The organism is Shewanella benthica KT99 (assembly GCF_000172075.1).
GTDB lineage: Bacteria > Pseudomonadota > Gammaproteobacteria > Enterobacterales > Shewanellaceae > Shewanella > Shewanella benthica_A.
The window spans coordinates 42,655-59,878 of sequence record NZ_ABIC01000021.1 but is presented as its reverse complement, the minus strand read 5'-3'; the positions used below and the strand labels follow the sequence as shown (position 1 = coordinate 59,878).

Below are 17,224 nucleotides of genomic sequence, written 5' to 3'. Positions count from 1 at the left end.
AAGCAGCAGTTACCGCCATTTATCTAGCCTTTCGTTGGACAAATAAATTCAATCACATAGAATAGTTTTGGTCTTCGGAGTCTCGCATACACTTGCCTATTTTATATGATTGTCATGGGGTTCCTTCACGTATTTAATACCAATCGGTATAAGGCACTTTCCTAGGAAACTTCATGCTCTATCTTGTTCAGTCTAATCGAATGGAAGCCCTGTCAGCACAGCTCGCCTTGGAGTTACAGACTCCCATTGCCGACATGCCTGTGTTAATGCCAGAGCATGTGCTAGTCCAAAGCCCGGGGATGTCGACCTGGCTGAGACTGGAAATAGCCAAGAAAAACAAGATAGCCGCGGCGCTGGAGTTTCCCCTGCCCTCGAGCTTCATCTGGCAACTGTGCCACATATTATTGCCCGACGTGCCCAAGGAAAACGCCTTCACAAAACCTTCCATGACCTGGAAACTGATGGAGCTACTGCCTACACTCTTGAGCGACCAGGAGTTTGCCCCACTAAAAAATTATCTTACATCTGGGCAAGACCAGTCAGAGCAAGACCTATCAGAACAAGACAATCCACTGAAACTGTTTCAGCTGTGCGGCCAGATAGCCGATATCTTCGATCAATACCTAGTTTACCGCCCGGATTGGATTGCCGCCTGGGAGGCCCATGAGCCCACACTCCCACCAAGGGGTGACAAATTATCCCAGGCTCAGGCCTGGCAGCCGATATTATGGCGTGCCCTGATTGAATTTAATAACCAACACCTAAACAAGAGCCAATACCACAGGGCCAACCTGCATCAATCCTTGTTCGATGCCCTGGACAATCCCGATACCTCACTCGATGGGCTGCCAAGACGTTTATTCGTGTTCGGAATATCCTCCATGGCGCCGCAGACATTGGATGTACTCTATCATCTGGCCAAGCGCATCGATGTGATCATGCTGAACTTGAGTCCCTGTCAGCATTATTGGGGCGATATCGTCGATCCGCGTCTGCGCGCCCGTATGGCGCTGGAATATGCCGATAAACAAAAGCTTGAACAAGACTGGGAAGATAAACTCGAGGTGGGCAATCCCCTGCTGGCCAACAATGGCAAGATGGGCCGCGAACTGCTGGATCTTATCCTCGAGCTTCCCGAAGAGCACGCCAACTTTAACTTCGAGTGTTACCAAGACCCAGGCGTCGACAGCCTATTGAGCGGCATTCAACATGACATTCTCGAACTCAGTACCCGAGGTAGAAGCTTAGGCCCGGATGCCTCCTTGTACCTGACGCTCGATGGACGACGTATTCTGGCTAAAACCGATGACTCCTTGACCCTGCGCAGCTGTCACAGCCCGCTACGGGAAATTGAGACCTTGCATGACCATCTGCTGGATATGCTCTCCCGCACACCCGATGATCCAGACGAGCCATTGCTTGCCCGTGATATCGTTATCATGTTGCCCGATGTCGCCGCTTACGCCCCTTACATAGACGCCGTGTTTTCGGCTAAACACGGCGCGCATTATATTCCTTACGCCATTGCCGACAGAGGCGCGGCCCAAGAATCACCGCTGATCAACAGCTTCTTACATATACTGTCCATCAACCAAAGCCGCTTTGGGTTAACCGATATCTTAGGCATTTTAGAGGTCCCGGCCGTACTCAGACGTTTCGACTTAGATGACGAGGCGCTGACCTTGATCCGCCACTGGCTCGAGCAAGCGGGTGTGCGTTGGGGCCGAGATGAAACTAGCCGCGCCGCTCAGTCTCTGCCGGCATTCGATAAAAACTCTTGGGCTTTTGGCATCAAGCGTCTCATCTTGGGCTACGCCTTCAGTGATGATGCCGCCCTCTACCAAGACACCTTATTAGTCAAAGGTATCGAGGGCCAATCGGCTCAGGCCCTGGGCAAGTTACTCAACTTTATTGAGACCTTAGATGACTATCAAGCACTGCTCGGACAAACCAGCTCAATAGAAGAGCGCATGGGGCAACTCGCCCAACTTGTTGATGATTTTTATGAGGTCGACGATGAAGAGTTACCTCAGCTACAAGCCATACGCGAAGCGATAAACAAGTTAAAAACTGAGCTCTTAGAGGCCGGACAGGTAACGCCGCTCAATACCCAAGTGCTGCAAAATTGGTTTAATAGCACCTTGAGTGAATCCCGTGTCGGCCAGAGATATCTGGCCGGTAGCGTCAATTTTTGTACCTTGATGCCCATGCGCTCCATTCCTTTTAAGGTGGTGTGTCTGGTCGGCATGAATGATGGCGTCTACCCTAGGGTTCAACACCCGGTAGGCTTCGATCTTGTGGCTCAATTTGGACCGCGAAAAGGCGACCGCTCTCGCCGCTTGGATGACAGATACCTGTTTTTAGAGGCGATCCTCTCGGCCAGAGAGCAGCTCTACATCAGTTATATCGGCCACAGCGAACGGGATAATTCTGAACGCATTCCCTCTATGCTAGTGTCTGAGTTAGTAGAATATTGTCAGCTGTGTTATCTGCCAGAAAGCTTTAAATCAGAGCACTTTAAACCAAAAGATCTTGAGCCAGATGCGCTCACCCAAGAAAGTGCTGATGAGCCTGATATCCCCGCCATAGAGAAGGCCATCCACCAGCAATTGTTAATCGAGCAACCCTTGCAACCTTTCGATGAACGCCTCTATCTAAGCCAAGCGCCAGAAGACGCTGCAGATCATCGACTAAAGCAGAGTTACTCGGCGCAGTGGTGTCCGAGTCAAACAGGCGAAGATGATGGGGTTAAGCAGGCAAAGCGCTTTATCGATGCTGGGCTCAAGATAACCCAAGCCATAGATGTCAGCCAGCTAACCGATGTCTTAGATGATAATGAGCTTGAAGTCTCGGCCCTTATCCGTTTCTTCAGAAACCCGGCCCAGTACTTCTTCAATCGAACCCTCAAGGTGGATTTAAGCCTGAATATTCAGGCCGACGATAACGATGAGCCATTTAGCCTCAGTCCACTGGAGCGCTACAAACTCCAGGCAAGTCTACTGGATAACGCCATATCTCAGAAACTAGAGGCCCCGGATGAGGTGCTACTACAGCGATTAAAAGCCAGCGGTGAGCTGCCGCTTCAGCCCTTCGATGATCTCTTGCTCAATAAATACCTGCATGACATTCGACCCTTGATCGGTCGCGCCGTCTATCTTCAGGGCGATAACCAGCGTTCCATGGATATAGCACTTAACTTCACCCAAGCCGATGGCTTAAATGAACCGATGAACTTAGTCGGACGCATCGATGACCTCTGCGCCAAGGGCCTGGTGAACTACCGCCCCGGCACTGCCAATGGACGAGACCTGATCCGCCTCTACATCAGGCATCTGTGTATTTGCGCCATGGGCTCCAATAAAGTGACTAACACGCTGCCACACATCAGCTACCTGTTAGATATCGGTCATTTCCATGCTTTTCATCCCGTGGCACCTGAGCAAGCTAAGGCTCAACTGAGTCTGTGGTTAGCTTACTTCCAGTCGGGACAAGCCCACCCCTTGATGTTTATGCCTAGAACCGCCCTCGCCTATGTTGAAGCCGAGGGCGATCATAGTGACAAATTACTCGAAGCCCAGAGTCAGTGGCTCGATGAGCAGAGTCAGTTAGGTGAAGCCATGGAGCCTCACTATCAACGCTTGTTTAGTTTCCCTGATGATTTTTCAGAAGAAGAATTCGGACACATTGCCATGACGCTACTTAGCCCCATGCTTAGCTTGTATCACAAGGATAAACTCGGTGAGCTTGCCAGTTTCGTCGAAGGCGGAACCATGACAAGCCAAGGAGATAAATAATGTCCTCAACTCCTTCAGCAAGCAGTCCGACAATCCCGGTTATAGAGCCTAAGCAGTCTCAGCCCTTAGATACCCTCACCTTGCCTTTCGGGGGCAGTCGCCTTATCGAAGCCAGTGCGGGCACAGGCAAAACCTATACCATCGCCGGCCTGTATGTGCGCCTGTTACTCGGTCACGGCATCGTCAAGCCCCTCACCTGTCAGCAAATATTGGTGGTGACCTTCACCAATGCGGCCACCGGCGAGCTTAGGGATCGTATTCGCAACAAGATCCAACTGGCTTATCGCCACTTTATCGGCATAGATACGGGTGATGAACTGCTGGCGTCTCTGCACAGTGCCACGCCAGAGTCTGAGCGCCCCTTGGCCCTTAAACGTCTGGATCTGGCACTCAAGTCCCTGGATGAAGCCTCTATCTTTACCATTCATGGATTTTGTCAGCGAATTTTGGCCGACATGGCTTTCGAGTCATCTCTGCTATTCGAATCAGAATTCACGCTGGATGATAGCGAGTTTCTGCACCATGCGGTGCGCGATTTTTGGCGGGAACACTGTTATCCGTTACCCGGATGCCTGGCGGAAATTATTCAGAAAAAGTTTGCCGACCCCGATGCCCTGTCTAAACAACTCAAACCACTGCTCGGTGCGAGTCAGGCCAATGCCCATCCACAGCCCGAAGACTTTAACAAGCTCCAGGGCACGCTCACACAGAGCATGAGCCGACTCAAACTCATCTGGCCCAGAGAACGTGAAGCGATAGAGACCTTACTGCATTCACTGCCCCTCAATGGCGTGCGTTTCGGTAAGAAGCCTGACGCTTACCCCAAGTTGGCCATCATGCTCGATGCCATGGACAACTGGTGTAAGTACAGCATGAGTCTGCCACCGATGAAGGTGATGGAGAGTCTTTCTCTGGGCGGACTTAAGCTCAATAAAGGCGGCGAAGTCCCGACGCCGGAGCAAGCCCCGGTGCTGGATCATATCGAGCGACTCTGTCTACTCATCAAAGATTTCATTCCAAGCTTTCTCTATTGCGCCAGAGACGGCATATCCAAGCGTTTTGCCCAGCAAAAGTCTGAGCGTAACTTGATGACGCCGGACGATTTATTACTCACTCTGGAGCAAGCCCTGCGGCCGGATAGCACAGATGTGCATGAGGATAAGCTCAGCCTGGCTAACCTGATAGCCAAACGCTTTCCCGTGGCCCTTATCGATGAGTTTCAAGATACCGATCCCCTGCAGTTCGCTATTTTCAATCGTATCTATCAAGCAGAATTGACCTCAACGGCAGACCAAAACACCGATAACAGCGATAACAGCGATAACACCGATAATAACCAAAGCAAGCCAACATCCAAAGAGGTGAGCCTCTTGATGATTGGCGATCCCAAACAGGCCATTTATGCCTTCAGGGGTGCCGATATTCACACCTATATTCAGGCGCGCGAACAAACCAAACAGCACTATAGCCTAGGCACCAACTACCGCTCCAGCCGCAACATGGTCTTGTCGGTCAACGCCCTGTTTGAGAATCGAGACGATCCATTTATCAATAAGGCCATTGTGTTCGAGTCGGTGCAGCCGTCCCCCTTCGCCGATAAGAAAATATTCATAGAACAAAATGGAGACACCTCGGCGCTGAAGATAAAGCTGCTGAGTGAAGACCCGGATAAGGGACTCAACAAGGCCAGCGCCAGAAAACGTTTGGCCGAAGACGCCGCCGCAGAAATAACCCGCTTGCTGACGGAATCTCAACAGGGCCAATGTAGCATCAGTGGTAAGGCGCTCAAAGCCCAAGATATCGCCGTGCTGGTGCGCGACCGAAACGAAGCTGGGGTAATGCGTGAGTCATTATCTCAGCGTCAAATCGGCTCGGTATTCTTAAGCCGCGACAGCGTATTTAATACCTTAGAGGCCCGGGAATTGGCTTTGGTGTTGCACGCCTTAGCCACGCCTAAAGATGAGCGAGCACTGCGCTCTGCCCTGGCCACCTCTTTACTGGGTTATAACGCCGCATCAATTCATGGATTCAACCAAGATGAGATGGTGAGGCAAGACTTGCTGGAGCAATTTGATAGTCTGCATCACAACTGGCTAAGGCGCGGGATCATGCCCGCCCTGCTCAGTCTGGCCAATGAGACTCAGCTTATCTCGCGTCTGCTCCAAGGTGAAGATGGCGAGCGACGTCTGACCGATTTCAGGCACTTAGCCGAGCTTCTACAGCAAAAAGCCACCGAACTGGACGGCATTAGCGCCCTGGTCAACTGGTACGAGCAAGCCCTTATCGCCAACAATGGCAACGAAGAGGCCCAGCTCAGGCTCGCGAGTGAACAGAACCTAGTGCAAATCGTCACCATACATAAGAGTAAGGGACTCGAATATCCCGTGTGCTTTATCCCCTTTGTCAGTCTGGCCCGGGATAATCGCCGTAAGCCGGCCCCCATGCTTTACCATGATAATAACCGGCTCATATGGGACATAGAGCAGACAGATGAAGGCTGGGAGCGTCATAAACGGGAAAACTTAGCCGAAGATCTGCGCTTGTTATATGTCGCCATCACGCGCCCGGTTTATCAATGCTACCTCTATATCGCCAACCATAGCCGCTTCACTAAAAAAGCCGGGATCACCAGTCAACTCCATGAGACCGGCATTGGCTACCTGCTGGGAATAGAAGATAAGGCCTGTGATTTTGCTCGCATTCAAACCCAGGCTCAAGCGTTGATCTGTGATGCCATCAGTGTCAGCGAAGTGCAAGCTGATGTGTCGACACTAGCCTTAGAAAAAGTCACCGATGAAAAACGCACCTTAGCGCCGAAAACGCTTAAACGTAAACTTTATACCCCATGGCGTGTGGGCAGTTACTCGGGGTTAGTCAAAGACTTGCCCCATGAGCGTGTTGCCCCCGGTGCCGATGATGAAAGTTTCCCCGAGCTTGAGATAATCCAGGATGTGGTGGACCCAAGCCCTTCTCGATTTACCTTCGAGCGTGGTGCCAATGCCGGTAGCTTTATGCACTTAGTGCTGGAGCTGATTGATTTCACCTTGGCCGAGGCGCAGCTGCCAGAGCACTTGCCCGCCGCCATGGAGAAATACGGCATAGATGAGTCTTGGTTTAGCATACTCAATGCCTGGTATCTGGATATTCTCGCTGCGCCCCTGACTCAAGATGGCTCGCTGACATTAGCTCAGCTAACCCCGAGTCAAAAGTTAGTGGAGATGGAGTTTTATCTGCCCATTAACCAGCTTAAGGCAGATGAACTCAATGAGCTGCTCGAACGTTATGGTTACAGCGCCGGGCTCAATTTTGAATCCCTCAAGGGGATGCTTAAAGGATTTATCGATCTGACCTTCGAGCATAAAGGGCAATTTTATATCGCCGATTACAAATCGAACCATCTGGGTGATGATTTTGCTCATTATGGTGTCGACGCTATGGCTGGCGCCATTCGTAGCCACAGATACGACTTGCAGTACATCATCTATACCTTAGCCCTGCACAGATACCTAGGCTTGAGAATGCCAAATTACGATTACGACCAGCATATTGGTGGCAGTTATTACCTCTTCCTGCGGGGCATGTCGGTGGATTCTCCCATGTCAGGGATCTTCTATGATAAGCCGCCTAAAGCGCTTATCCAGGCACTAGACGCACTATTTGATAGTGAACAAACACCATCGGTGGATGATATGGCGCACAAATCCCCGGGGCAGCCGGCAATGGATAATAATCAGATGGAAGTTAAATAATGATCCAGTCAAAGCAACCGATAAAGACCCTGCTTAAATCATGGGAAAACGAGCGGCTCATCACACCACTGGATCGTCATTTTGCACTCGAGCTAGCCGAGTTTCATCGACAACAGCTTGACCAGCACAGTGAGTCTCACAATGAATTATTTCTACTCATATGTGCCCTACTCAGTCATCAGCTTTCCCAGCAACACACCTGTTTGCCCATAGCGCAGATCTTGCTGGATAACCCCATGAATGAGCAGACTGCCCAGTGTAAAATCACCTGCAGTCACGATGAGCTTATGGCCTTATTGAGTCAGTTCGGCGCGATTGGGGTGCCTCAAGATAGCGTGCCCCAAGACAGCTTACCGGAGAACAGTTCGACGCCTCTGGTATTAGATCAGGGCTCCCTCTATCTGCAGCGCTATTATCAATTTGAGACTCAGGTAGCAGACAAGCTTAGACACCTTGCCGAAGATGAGATCCAAGAACTACCCACTGCGACGCAGGAGACCTTGAACAAGCTGTTTCCCCACAATCCCCAAAAAAATGCGGCCACAGACTCACCTGTGTATGATTGGCAGAAGATAGCCACGGCGACCGCCTTCACCAAACGCCTGGCGGTGATCACCGGCGGGCCGGGCACGGGAAAAACCACCACAGTCACCAAACTCCTGTTTCTAATGACCCAAGAAGCCGACTTGACCATCAAACTGGTTGCGCCAACAGGTAAGGCGGCCGCCAGACTCAGTGAGTCAATCAAGGCCTCTAAGGTACGATTAAAGGCTGAACTGGCCCCCTTCGCCGACACAATCGATATGAATAGCTTAAGTCGGGTCCCCGAGGAAGCATCGACCCTGCACAGGTTACTCGGCGTGATCCCCAACTCGCCTCAATTTCGCCACCACAAGGATAATCCTCTCAGGCTGGATCTATTAGTGGTCGATGAAGCTTCTATGGTCGACCTGCCCATGATGCACAAGTTGCTGTCGGCCCTGCCTAGCCACGCCAGGCTTATCTTGCTGGGCGATCAGGATCAACTGGCCTCAGTCGAGGCCGGCGCCGTGCTCGCCGACATTTGCGCCGGACTCAAGGCAGACAAAAACCAATCGGCAAAATGGCAGATGCGTTACTCGGCTGCCTATGCCACACGTTTATCTCAGTTAACAGGCAATGATTTAAGTGGCTTTATCAGCGCATCCCCAGGCATAGGTGACAGTTTATGCATGTTGATGCACAGCCATAGATTTAAGGGGGATGCGGGGATCGGCCAGCTGGCGACTGCGGTGAATAACTCTGACAAGTCACGCATCATGGAGGTGTGGCAATCAGGATACGATGAGCTGCATTGGATTGAGCATCAGAAAACACCCACAGGAAATGCCGGACTCGAGCAGTTATTGACTCAGTCGGTGAGCCACTACAGGGCTTATCTGGAGATGGCTAAAGACCCGCAAAGCGATCCTCTGGATATCATAGAGTGTTACAACGAGTTCCGGATATTGTGCGCCATGCGCGCAGGCGAGTACGGCGTCGATGGCATCAATCAGGGAGTGAGAGATGCCTTGAAACAGGCCAAGTTAATCTCACCGGAACACGAGTTCTACCCGGGACGCCCCGTCATCATACAGAGTAATGATTATAACTTAGGCCTGTTTAACGGTGATATCGGCCTCATCTTACCCGATAGCGCCCACCAACAAGCGACGGGCGCAGCCCCTCGCTTGATGGCCCATTTTATCCAGGCCGATGGCAGCATCTTGAAGGTACTCCCGGCTCGATTGCCGAGCCACGATACTTGTTTTGCTATGACGGTGCATAAGAGTCAAGGCAGTGAGTTTAGCAAGGTGGCCATGGTGCTCCCCCTCTGGCCAAGCCAGGCGCAGAAACAACTACTCACCAAGGAGCTGGTGTATACGGCCATCACCCGAGCCAAGCATCAGTTTACCTGTCTGGGGAGTCAAACCGTCTTCGAGCAGGCTAGCCTACAGGCAACCAAGCGCTCATCTGGACTGGCGAGGCGACTATGGCAGTAGACAATATGCAAATAAACAATAACCGCAAACCAACACTCTATTACGTTTACGATCCTATGTGCAGTTGGTGCTGGGGCTATGCCCCAACCTGGAATAAGCTCAGGGCAGCACTAAAAGAGTCAGAAATAAGCGTCGAATATCGTCTCGGCGGTCTGGCCCCTGATTCAGATCTGCCTATGCCAGATGAGATGAAAGCCTTTCTCGAGCAGACCTGGCATAAGATAGCCCTTGAGCTTGGCACCGAGTTTAATTTCGACTTTTGGCGCCAATGCCAGCCCAGGCGCTCGACCTATCCGGCGTGCCGTGCCACCTTGATCGCACGGGAGCAAGGTCTGGAACAAGCCATGCTTGATGGCATTCAGCAGGCCTACTACCTGAAAGCCATGAACCCATCGGATCTCACCACCCTAATATCAATTGCCGCATCCATAAACTTAGACATAGACCCCAAAGAGTTTGCCCTGCAACTGAGTAGCGAGACGATAAACCATCACTTGATGACAGAAATCCACCAGGTTCGGGCACTGCCCATTCAAGGCTTTCCCTCTTTGGTGCTGGAACACAATGGCAGCCTTAGCCCTATCCCACTTGATTACCTGGATTATCAAACCAGCTATCGACACTTAATCAACGGCTTAAACAAAATGAAATAAGTTATCTCAGCGAGATTTAAGGTCTGACTGCTGTTTCTTTATCACCGTTTTAAGCTTGTGATAAAGAAACAGGGTCTCTGGCTTCAACTGAGCCAGCAGGTTACCTGTGATCACTAAGCTCAAACCTAAGGTCGAATACACTAATAACTAAGACACTAATAACTAAGACACCCATTGTTAAATCTTGAACAAAGGGGTCGAAGCAATAAGGTCAAATATTCTTGTAAACCACCAAGTGTAGATGCGACTGTGAGCTGCGATTTCAGGGTGAGGTTTCATGAAATGAAACTCTTTGAACGAGAGAAAGAATGTCGAACAGACATTTAACCATGGAGAAACGAGCTTCAAACCCACTCCCCAATATCAACTCAGCCAAACGCTAAATCAGAAAATATCATCAAGCTTCATTCGAAGAATCACCAAAGGGGCTGGATTCCCGCCCACAAGCATTGCGGGAAAGACGAGTATTAAGATGCTGGAATAGTGAGTATTGAATTGCCGCAATGACGAGTATAAAGTTGCGGGGGCTGATATTCGAGTGTAGATACATCGACTCAGCATAGAAAATCACCACTCAATGCCGAAGTTTGGTGTCAGTGGTTGCAATAAATAACCATAGCGTCATAGTGAGCCTGCAATCGATAAAACTGTTAGGATATGGAGAGACAATGAGCCAAACAAATCTACTGTTAATATGTGGTGGCGGTGGGGATGAACACGCGATCTCACTGATGTCAGCCAAGTTTTTTGAAACATCACTGGCCAAACTAGCCCATATAAACGTATTAAAAGTCGAGCTCGACGCTCAGGGCCATTATCGAACCAGTGACGGTGAACTCTGTGAGCTAACCAATCGTAAACAGATACGTTTCGATGATGACAATAAGGCGTGCTGGCCGGTGGATTACGTCATTCCCTGCATCCACGGTTATCCGGGAGAAACCGGTGACATTCAATCCTATTTCGAGCTGATCAACTTGCCCTATTTCGGTTGCGATTCAGAAGCGAGCCGTAATTGCTTCAACAAGATCACCGCCAAGATGTGGTTCTCGGCGCTTGGGATCCCCAATACCCCCTATATTTTCCTCAATGACTTTAACGATGACGCCATCAATCAAGCTCAGCAGGCTTTAGCCTCTTGGGGCTCGATATTCATCAAGGCCGCGTCACAAGGATCATCTGTTGGTTGTTACCGTGTAGACAGCCAAGAGGAATTAACCGAGTATTTGCAACAAGCTTTCACCTATTCGCCCTATGTCATTGTCGAGAAGACCATTGAGGCCAGGGAGCTGGAAGTGGCCGTATATGAGAAAGATGGCGAGATTATCGCGACTCAACCAGGTGAGATCATCTGTGCGACAAATACCTTTTATAGTTTCGATGAAAAGTACGCCGAGAACAGTCAAGCCGAAACCAAGGTGGTTGCCGATATCAGTGAGAGTGTCAGCCTGAGAATCCGTGAATATGCTGTCAAGGTATTCAAGGGAATGAAACTCAGTCACCTGTCTCGTATCGACTTCTTCCTTACCGAGAACAATGAAATTCTCCTCAATGAAATTAATACCTTCCCAGGGCTCACTCCCATCTCCATGTTCCCCAAGATGTTACAACACCATGGTGATGATTTCAGTGATTACCTCAGCCACAACATAACGCAGCAACTCAATAAAAAAACTTAATTATTCGCTCCGGCCACATCATACTAAGCCAAGCACAAGCATTTCGATGACTCGGAAACATTTATCCTCTTAATGGCGGTAGCCGATTGAAAAATTTTGATTTTAACTTACTCACGGTACTTGAAGTATTACTCGAAGAGCAAAGCGTCACCGCTGCGGCGACGCGTCTACACCTGAGTCAATCGGCGGTGAGCAAACAGCTTGCAAAGCTCAGAGAAACCTTCGACGATAGACTGTTTGAGCGCACCGCCTATGGCCTGAGGCCGACGCCTAAGGCCAAGCAACTGGCACCGGAATTGAGGCGAGTCCTCAATCAAGTCGAACAGCTAACCAGACCCAGCGAATTTGATCCCTCTATGAGCCGAAGAAAATTTCGTATCGAATTGGTTGAGACGGCTTACTCACTCACCTACCCCTACTTTATGCCGAAACTGCTCAAACAGGCACCGAAAGTCAGTATCGACAGTAAAACCTGGCACAGTCAGAGCATGGATAAACTTTTGCGCTGTGAAACCGACATGGGGATAACATGCCGAGAATGGGATGAACGCTCTCTTTTACACATAAAAAACCTGCCCGAAGAGCTTAACTATACCGAGCTGACTCGAGATCACTCGGTGTGTCTGGTAAGAAAAGACCACCCCTTACTAAAAGAAGAGTGGAATTTAGACACGTTTCTTAAGTATCGTCACCTGCAAGTGACCTTTGGCGGCATCGCCCAATGGCTATTAGACGATGTGCTGCAGATACAGCATCGGAAACGAGATATCGCCATTAATCTCACCGACTTTAATAGTGCCATGCAGCTCTGTGAAAAGAGCGATCTCATTCTTTGCTCCCCCGCCAAATATGCCAAAGAGATGTTGGGACATTATCAGTTAATCACACTGCCGGTGCCCACCAAGCTCGTGCCAGGGACCTACGTTTTGCTATGGCACAGGCATTTTGACTTAGATCCCAGTCATCGCTGGCTCAGAGAGATGATCATAGAGTCGGTGCAGAAAATTCATCCGATCTAGGCTCTGGGACTCTAGGAAACTAGGGCTCTAGAAACTAGGCATATTTTATGATCTGGCGGTAAGTCCATTTTTGTTCAAAGTAGAAGCACAACGCATAAAAAAGCCTGACTTTAATATTAAAGTCAGGCTTTTAGGTTTTATTGCATCATTATTGTTAAATGCCAATCGGTTTAAGTCGCCTTACTCTTGGCCGACTAGAACAAGCCTCTTTACTTATCTGCTGTTTTGGAGAGGATCCAAATAGAGGCAACAGCAACGACCGAAAAACCACCTAGTATAATAACAGGTATGGCGCTGTAGCCAAGGACATGCCATATAACATTCTCTAATGTACTCATAATGGCTCCTTAATTCCAACCTTCAACTTTGTGCATATCTGGCAATCTATGGGCGATACCTTTATGGCAGTCCACACAGGTCTTTTCACCACTCGCAAGCGCAGTAGAGTGCTGCCTGACACTCCGTGGGCTCTGCTCGGAGAAGTCCATAAATTCAAAGTTATGACAGTTACGACACTCTAAAGAGTCGTTCTTTTTCATCCTTGCCCACTCCCTTTCGGCTAAATGAGCTCGTCGTTCTTTGAACCTCTCTGGTGTATTAATGGTTTTAGTAATAAAAAACGCAAACAGCTCTTTAGAAGCCTGAACTTTACGTATGATTTTATCCGTCCAAGCATGAGGTACGTGACAATCTGAACAGATAGCACGAACACCAGAGCGGTTAGCGTAGTGAATAGTATCTCGAATTTCCGCCACAATCGGGGCGTGACATCCAGAGCAAAACTCTTCAGTGTTTGTCGCTTCCATACCTGTGTTAAATGCACCCCAGAACATGAGTCCACCGGCAAAGCCCATAAATAGAACGATACCTACGGCGGCTTTACTGGGCCGCCTCAATATGGTCCAGAAGCCTTTTAAGGCGTTAATAATCCATTTCATATTATTACCTGCCTATTTTGTTATTGCAGTGATTTAACACGTTCGAAGGAGTTACCCACTAACGGTTTAGCATCTGCTTGTGTCACGTGGCACTGCAGGCAAAAGTATCGTCTAGGAGAAACATCAGCCAACACTTCATCGTTTCGATTAGTAAAGTGAGTCACACTGATTTTAGTGGCGCCCATCTGCTTGGCTTTTGTCCAGCTATGGCATGATAAGCATTTGTTAGCATTGAGTGATATTTCATAGCTCCTAATGTGATGCGGGATCAGTGGTGGCTGAAAGACATAACTGCTTTCAATATCCAGCTGATCTCGCGGCACTTTCTTCAAAGGATCTGCCGCTCTGGTGACTTCTAACTCAACATTGCCGCGCAAAGATTCGACACCACCGATACCACGATCCTGACTGACGGCAAAACCACTGATCAGAGTAAAAGTCATGCTCAACGTTATTAAAATTAATTTTTTCATCATAACCTTGCCTATCCTATTTTAGTGATTTTAATAGGACACTTTTTATAGTCTGTCTGCTTAGATAGCGGATCGGTTGCATCTAAAATGAGTTTATTAATCAAAATACGTGCATCGAAGAAAGGCACAAACACCAAGCCTTTTGGTGGACGGTTACGCCCTCGAGTCTCGACACGCACACGAATTTCACCCCGTTTGTTACTCATTAACACTTCATCACCACGACGCACACCATGAGACTTAGCATCATCTGGATGCATGTAACAAAGCGCATCAGGAACGGCCTTATAAAGCTCAGGTACGCGACGTGTCATGGTTCCCGTATGCCAATGTTCAAGTACACGACCAGTACATAACCATAGAGGAAACTCTTCATCTGGAGACTCTGGTGGTGCCTCATAAGGGGCCGAGATTATCCATGCTTTGCCATCTGGCTTGCCATAGAATTCAAATCCTTTACCTTTGCCAACATAGGGATCTGAACCCTCTTTAAAGCGCCATTTTGTCTCTTTGCCATCGACGACAGGCCAGCGTAAACCGCGCTCTTTATGGTAGCGTTCGTATGGTGCTAAATCATGGCCATGTCCACGTCCAAAGCTTGCGTACTCTTCAAATAGACCTTTTTGGACATAGTAACCTTGGTCTTGGGCATCATCATTGAGCGCTTGCGCTTCTGATAATGGGAACTTGTTCACTTGGCCGTTTTCAAATAGCACTTCATACATATTCTTACCACGTACTTCTGGCATCTTAGCGATCAGCTCTTCGGTCCACACCTCTTCAATTTTGAAGCGTTTGGCAAATTCCATAATCTGCCATAGATCGGATTTCGATTCACCCGGCGCTTTAACCTGCTGATACCAAACCTGAGTACGACGCTCAGCATTACCGTAAGCACCCTCTTTTTCTACCCACATGGAAGTCGGTAAGATCAAGTCGGCAGCTTGTGCAGTTACCGTTGGATATGGGTCTGAACAGACAATAAAGTTTTTCGGATTACGGTAGCCTGGTAAGCGCTCTCCATTGATGTTAGGACCGGCCTGCATGTTGTTGTTACACATTGTCCAGTAAGCATTAAGCACACCATCATTTAATTTACGGTCTTGCTCTACTGCATGGAATCCCGGCTTAGGTGGAATAGTGCCTTCTGGAATTTTCCATAGCTGCTCAGCACGCTTTCGATGCTCGGGGTTGGTTACCACCATATCTGCGGGTAAACGATGAGAGAAAGTTCCCACCTCACGTGCTGTACCACACGCCGATGGTTGGCCTGTTAATGAAAATGGACCATTACCTGGTGTGGATATTTTTCCGACTAAGAGATGAATGTTATAAACCAAAGAGTTCATCCAAACACCACGGGTATGTTGGTTCATCCCCATAGTCCAAAGTGACATCACCTTAATCTTAGGATCGGCAAACTGCTTAGCGAGTGTGATCAGTTCATCTTCACTTAGACCAGTCATTTCAGCGGTTTTTTCAAGCGTATAGGGTGCTACTGATTTTTTATACTGTTCAAAATCAATCGAATGTATTTTACCTACATTGGGGTTAGCTGCCTTTTTCTGCAGGGGATGCTCATCCCTTAAACCATAACCAATATCGGTAGTGGCTTGCTTGAAATGGGTATGTTTATTAACAAAGTCCCAATTCACGGCATCGTTTTCAATGATGTAGTTAGCAATAAAGTTGGCTATTACCAGATCTGTTTGCGGCTTAAAGATATAGCCTTTATCAGCAAGTTCAAATGAACGATGGTAATAGGTTGATAATACGTGCACTTTCACATGAGGATAACTTAAGCGTCTATCAGTGATGCGAGACCATAAAACAGGATGCATCTCAGCCATGTTCGAGCCCCACAGAACAAAGGCATCGGCATGTTCAAAATCATCGTAACAACCCATTGGCTCATCGATACCAAAGCTACGCATAAAGCCACCAACGGCTGAAGCCATACAGTGACGCGCATTAGGATCTATGTTGTTAGAGCGGAAACCCGCTTTCATCATCTTAGAAGCGGCGTAACCTTCCATTATGGTCCACTGGCCAGAACCAAACATACCCACACTGGTAGGCCCTTTCTCTTTTAAAGCCGCTTTCCACTTTTCAGCCATGATATCGAAGGCTTGATCCCAACTTACCGGCGCAAAATCACCATTTTTATCAAATTTTCCATTAGTTTGACGTAACAGCGGCTGAGTTAGTCTGTCTGAGCCGTACATGATTTTAGAAAGGAAATAGCCTTTAATACAGTTAAGCCCTTTGTTTACAGGAGATTCTGGATCGCCTTGAGTCGCAACGACTTTACCATCTTGAGTCCCAACAAGTACCGAGCAACCTGTACCACAGAAACGACAAGGTGCTTTATCCCAATGAATTTTTGACTCTTCACTCGATGCAATTAAATTCGTTGCAGTGGCTGGAAGAGTGATCCCTGCAAGCGCTGCAGCTGATGCCGCAGCATTGGCTTTGATAAAATCACGTCTAGACATTTTCATACTTGTTCCTCGCTAACACTATAGCTATTATCAGGGGCTAGGTTATTATTATTGGTATCGCTATCGGTTCCACTATCAATTTGGTGATAAACCATACTGGCACCAAGCACGCCTGGCATATTATTTATTTTTTCAATAACATCGGTAATAAAGCCTTCTTTTTGAGTCTCTAGGACTACAACAATTTTTCCGACTTCACTAACGCCATAAATTTCGGCTTCATCAAACGCTTCAATTCTTTTTTTAGTTTCATCTAAATGTTCAGGGCTAACCTGGACAATTAGGCTTGAGATATGCACCTCAGGTAACAACATGTGGGCGTTCCTTATTTATATCTGGGGGAAAAACACTGAAATGGAACTCATAAGCACTCCAACTTAGGGTTGTGACCCTTCGC

11 protein-coding genes are annotated in these 17,224 nt (G+C 48.5%); 6 read left to right on the top strand and 5 right to left on the bottom strand.

Translation table 11 applies throughout. The features are described from left to right. Window positions 1-173: 173 nt before the first annotated feature. From recC to KT99_RS11260, 6 genes are all read left to right on the top strand, one after another. Window positions 174-3,794 carry an exodeoxyribonuclease V subunit gamma gene (recC, locus tag KT99_RS11285; RefSeq protein ID WP_040571891.1) on the top strand — a complete coding sequence of 1,207 codons (3,621 nt, stop codon included), beginning with the start codon at window positions 174-176 and terminating at the stop codon, window positions 3,792-3,794. After that, window positions 3,794-7,543, top strand: coding sequence for an exodeoxyribonuclease V subunit beta (recB, locus tag KT99_RS11280; protein ID WP_005500096.1), 3,750 nt, complete (start codon window positions 3,794-3,796; stop codon window positions 7,541-7,543). Before recC ends, recB begins: the two co-directional genes overlap by 1 nt. Continuing rightward, entirely contained in the window at window positions 7,543-9,564 is a 2,022-nt protein-coding gene (recD, locus tag KT99_RS11275) for an exodeoxyribonuclease V subunit alpha (protein WP_005500089.1), read from the top strand. Before recB ends, recD begins: the two co-directional genes overlap by 1 nt. Next, window positions 9,555-10,217: a DsbA family protein gene (locus KT99_RS11270; RefSeq protein WP_005500088.1), complete on the top strand. Its 663-nt coding sequence runs from the start codon at window positions 9,555-9,557 to the stop codon at window positions 10,215-10,217. The genes recD and KT99_RS11270 overlap by 10 nt, the downstream gene beginning before the upstream one ends. Before the next feature lie 668 nt (window positions 10,218-10,885). Next, a complete protein-coding gene (locus KT99_RS11265; protein WP_005500086.1) occupies window positions 10,886-11,896 on the top strand; it encodes a D-alanine--D-alanine ligase in 1,011 nt (336 codons plus the stop codon). A gap of 86 nt (window positions 11,897-11,982) precedes the next feature. Continuing rightward, entirely contained in the window at window positions 11,983-12,915 is a 933-nt protein-coding gene (locus KT99_RS11260; protein WP_005500085.1) for a LysR family transcriptional regulator, read from the top strand. 209 nt (window positions 12,916-13,124) lie between these two features. Here the strand turns inward: KT99_RS11260 and KT99_RS20835 are convergent, their stop codons facing one another. From KT99_RS20835 to KT99_RS11240, 5 genes are read right to left on the bottom strand one after another with little or no spacing between them, the layout of a single operon-like run. Next, window positions 13,125-13,253, bottom strand: coding sequence for a TIGR02808 family protein (locus KT99_RS20835; RefSeq protein ID WP_005500083.1), 129 nt, complete (start codon window positions 13,251-13,253; stop codon window positions 13,125-13,127). A gap of 9 nt (window positions 13,254-13,262) precedes the next feature. Further along, window positions 13,263-13,853, bottom strand: a complete 591-nt coding sequence (locus KT99_RS11255; protein ID WP_005500081.1) for a NapC/NirT family cytochrome c — start codon at window positions 13,851-13,853, stop codon at window positions 13,263-13,265. A 20-nt stretch (window positions 13,854-13,873) separates the two neighbouring features. Next, window positions 13,874-14,329, bottom strand: coding sequence for a nitrate reductase cytochrome c-type subunit (locus tag KT99_RS11250; protein ID WP_005500079.1), 456 nt, complete (start codon window positions 14,327-14,329; stop codon window positions 13,874-13,876). An 8-nt stretch (window positions 14,330-14,337) separates the two neighbouring features. Then, window positions 14,338-16,827, bottom strand: coding sequence for a nitrate reductase catalytic subunit NapA (gene napA / locus KT99_RS11245; RefSeq protein ID WP_005500077.1), 2,490 nt, complete (start codon window positions 16,825-16,827; stop codon window positions 14,338-14,340). Further along, window positions 16,824-17,141, bottom strand: coding sequence for a chaperone NapD (locus tag KT99_RS11240; protein WP_005500075.1), 318 nt, complete (start codon window positions 17,139-17,141; stop codon window positions 16,824-16,826). The genes napA and KT99_RS11240 overlap by 4 nt, the downstream gene beginning before the upstream one ends. Window positions 17,142-17,224 lie beyond the last annotated feature (83 nt).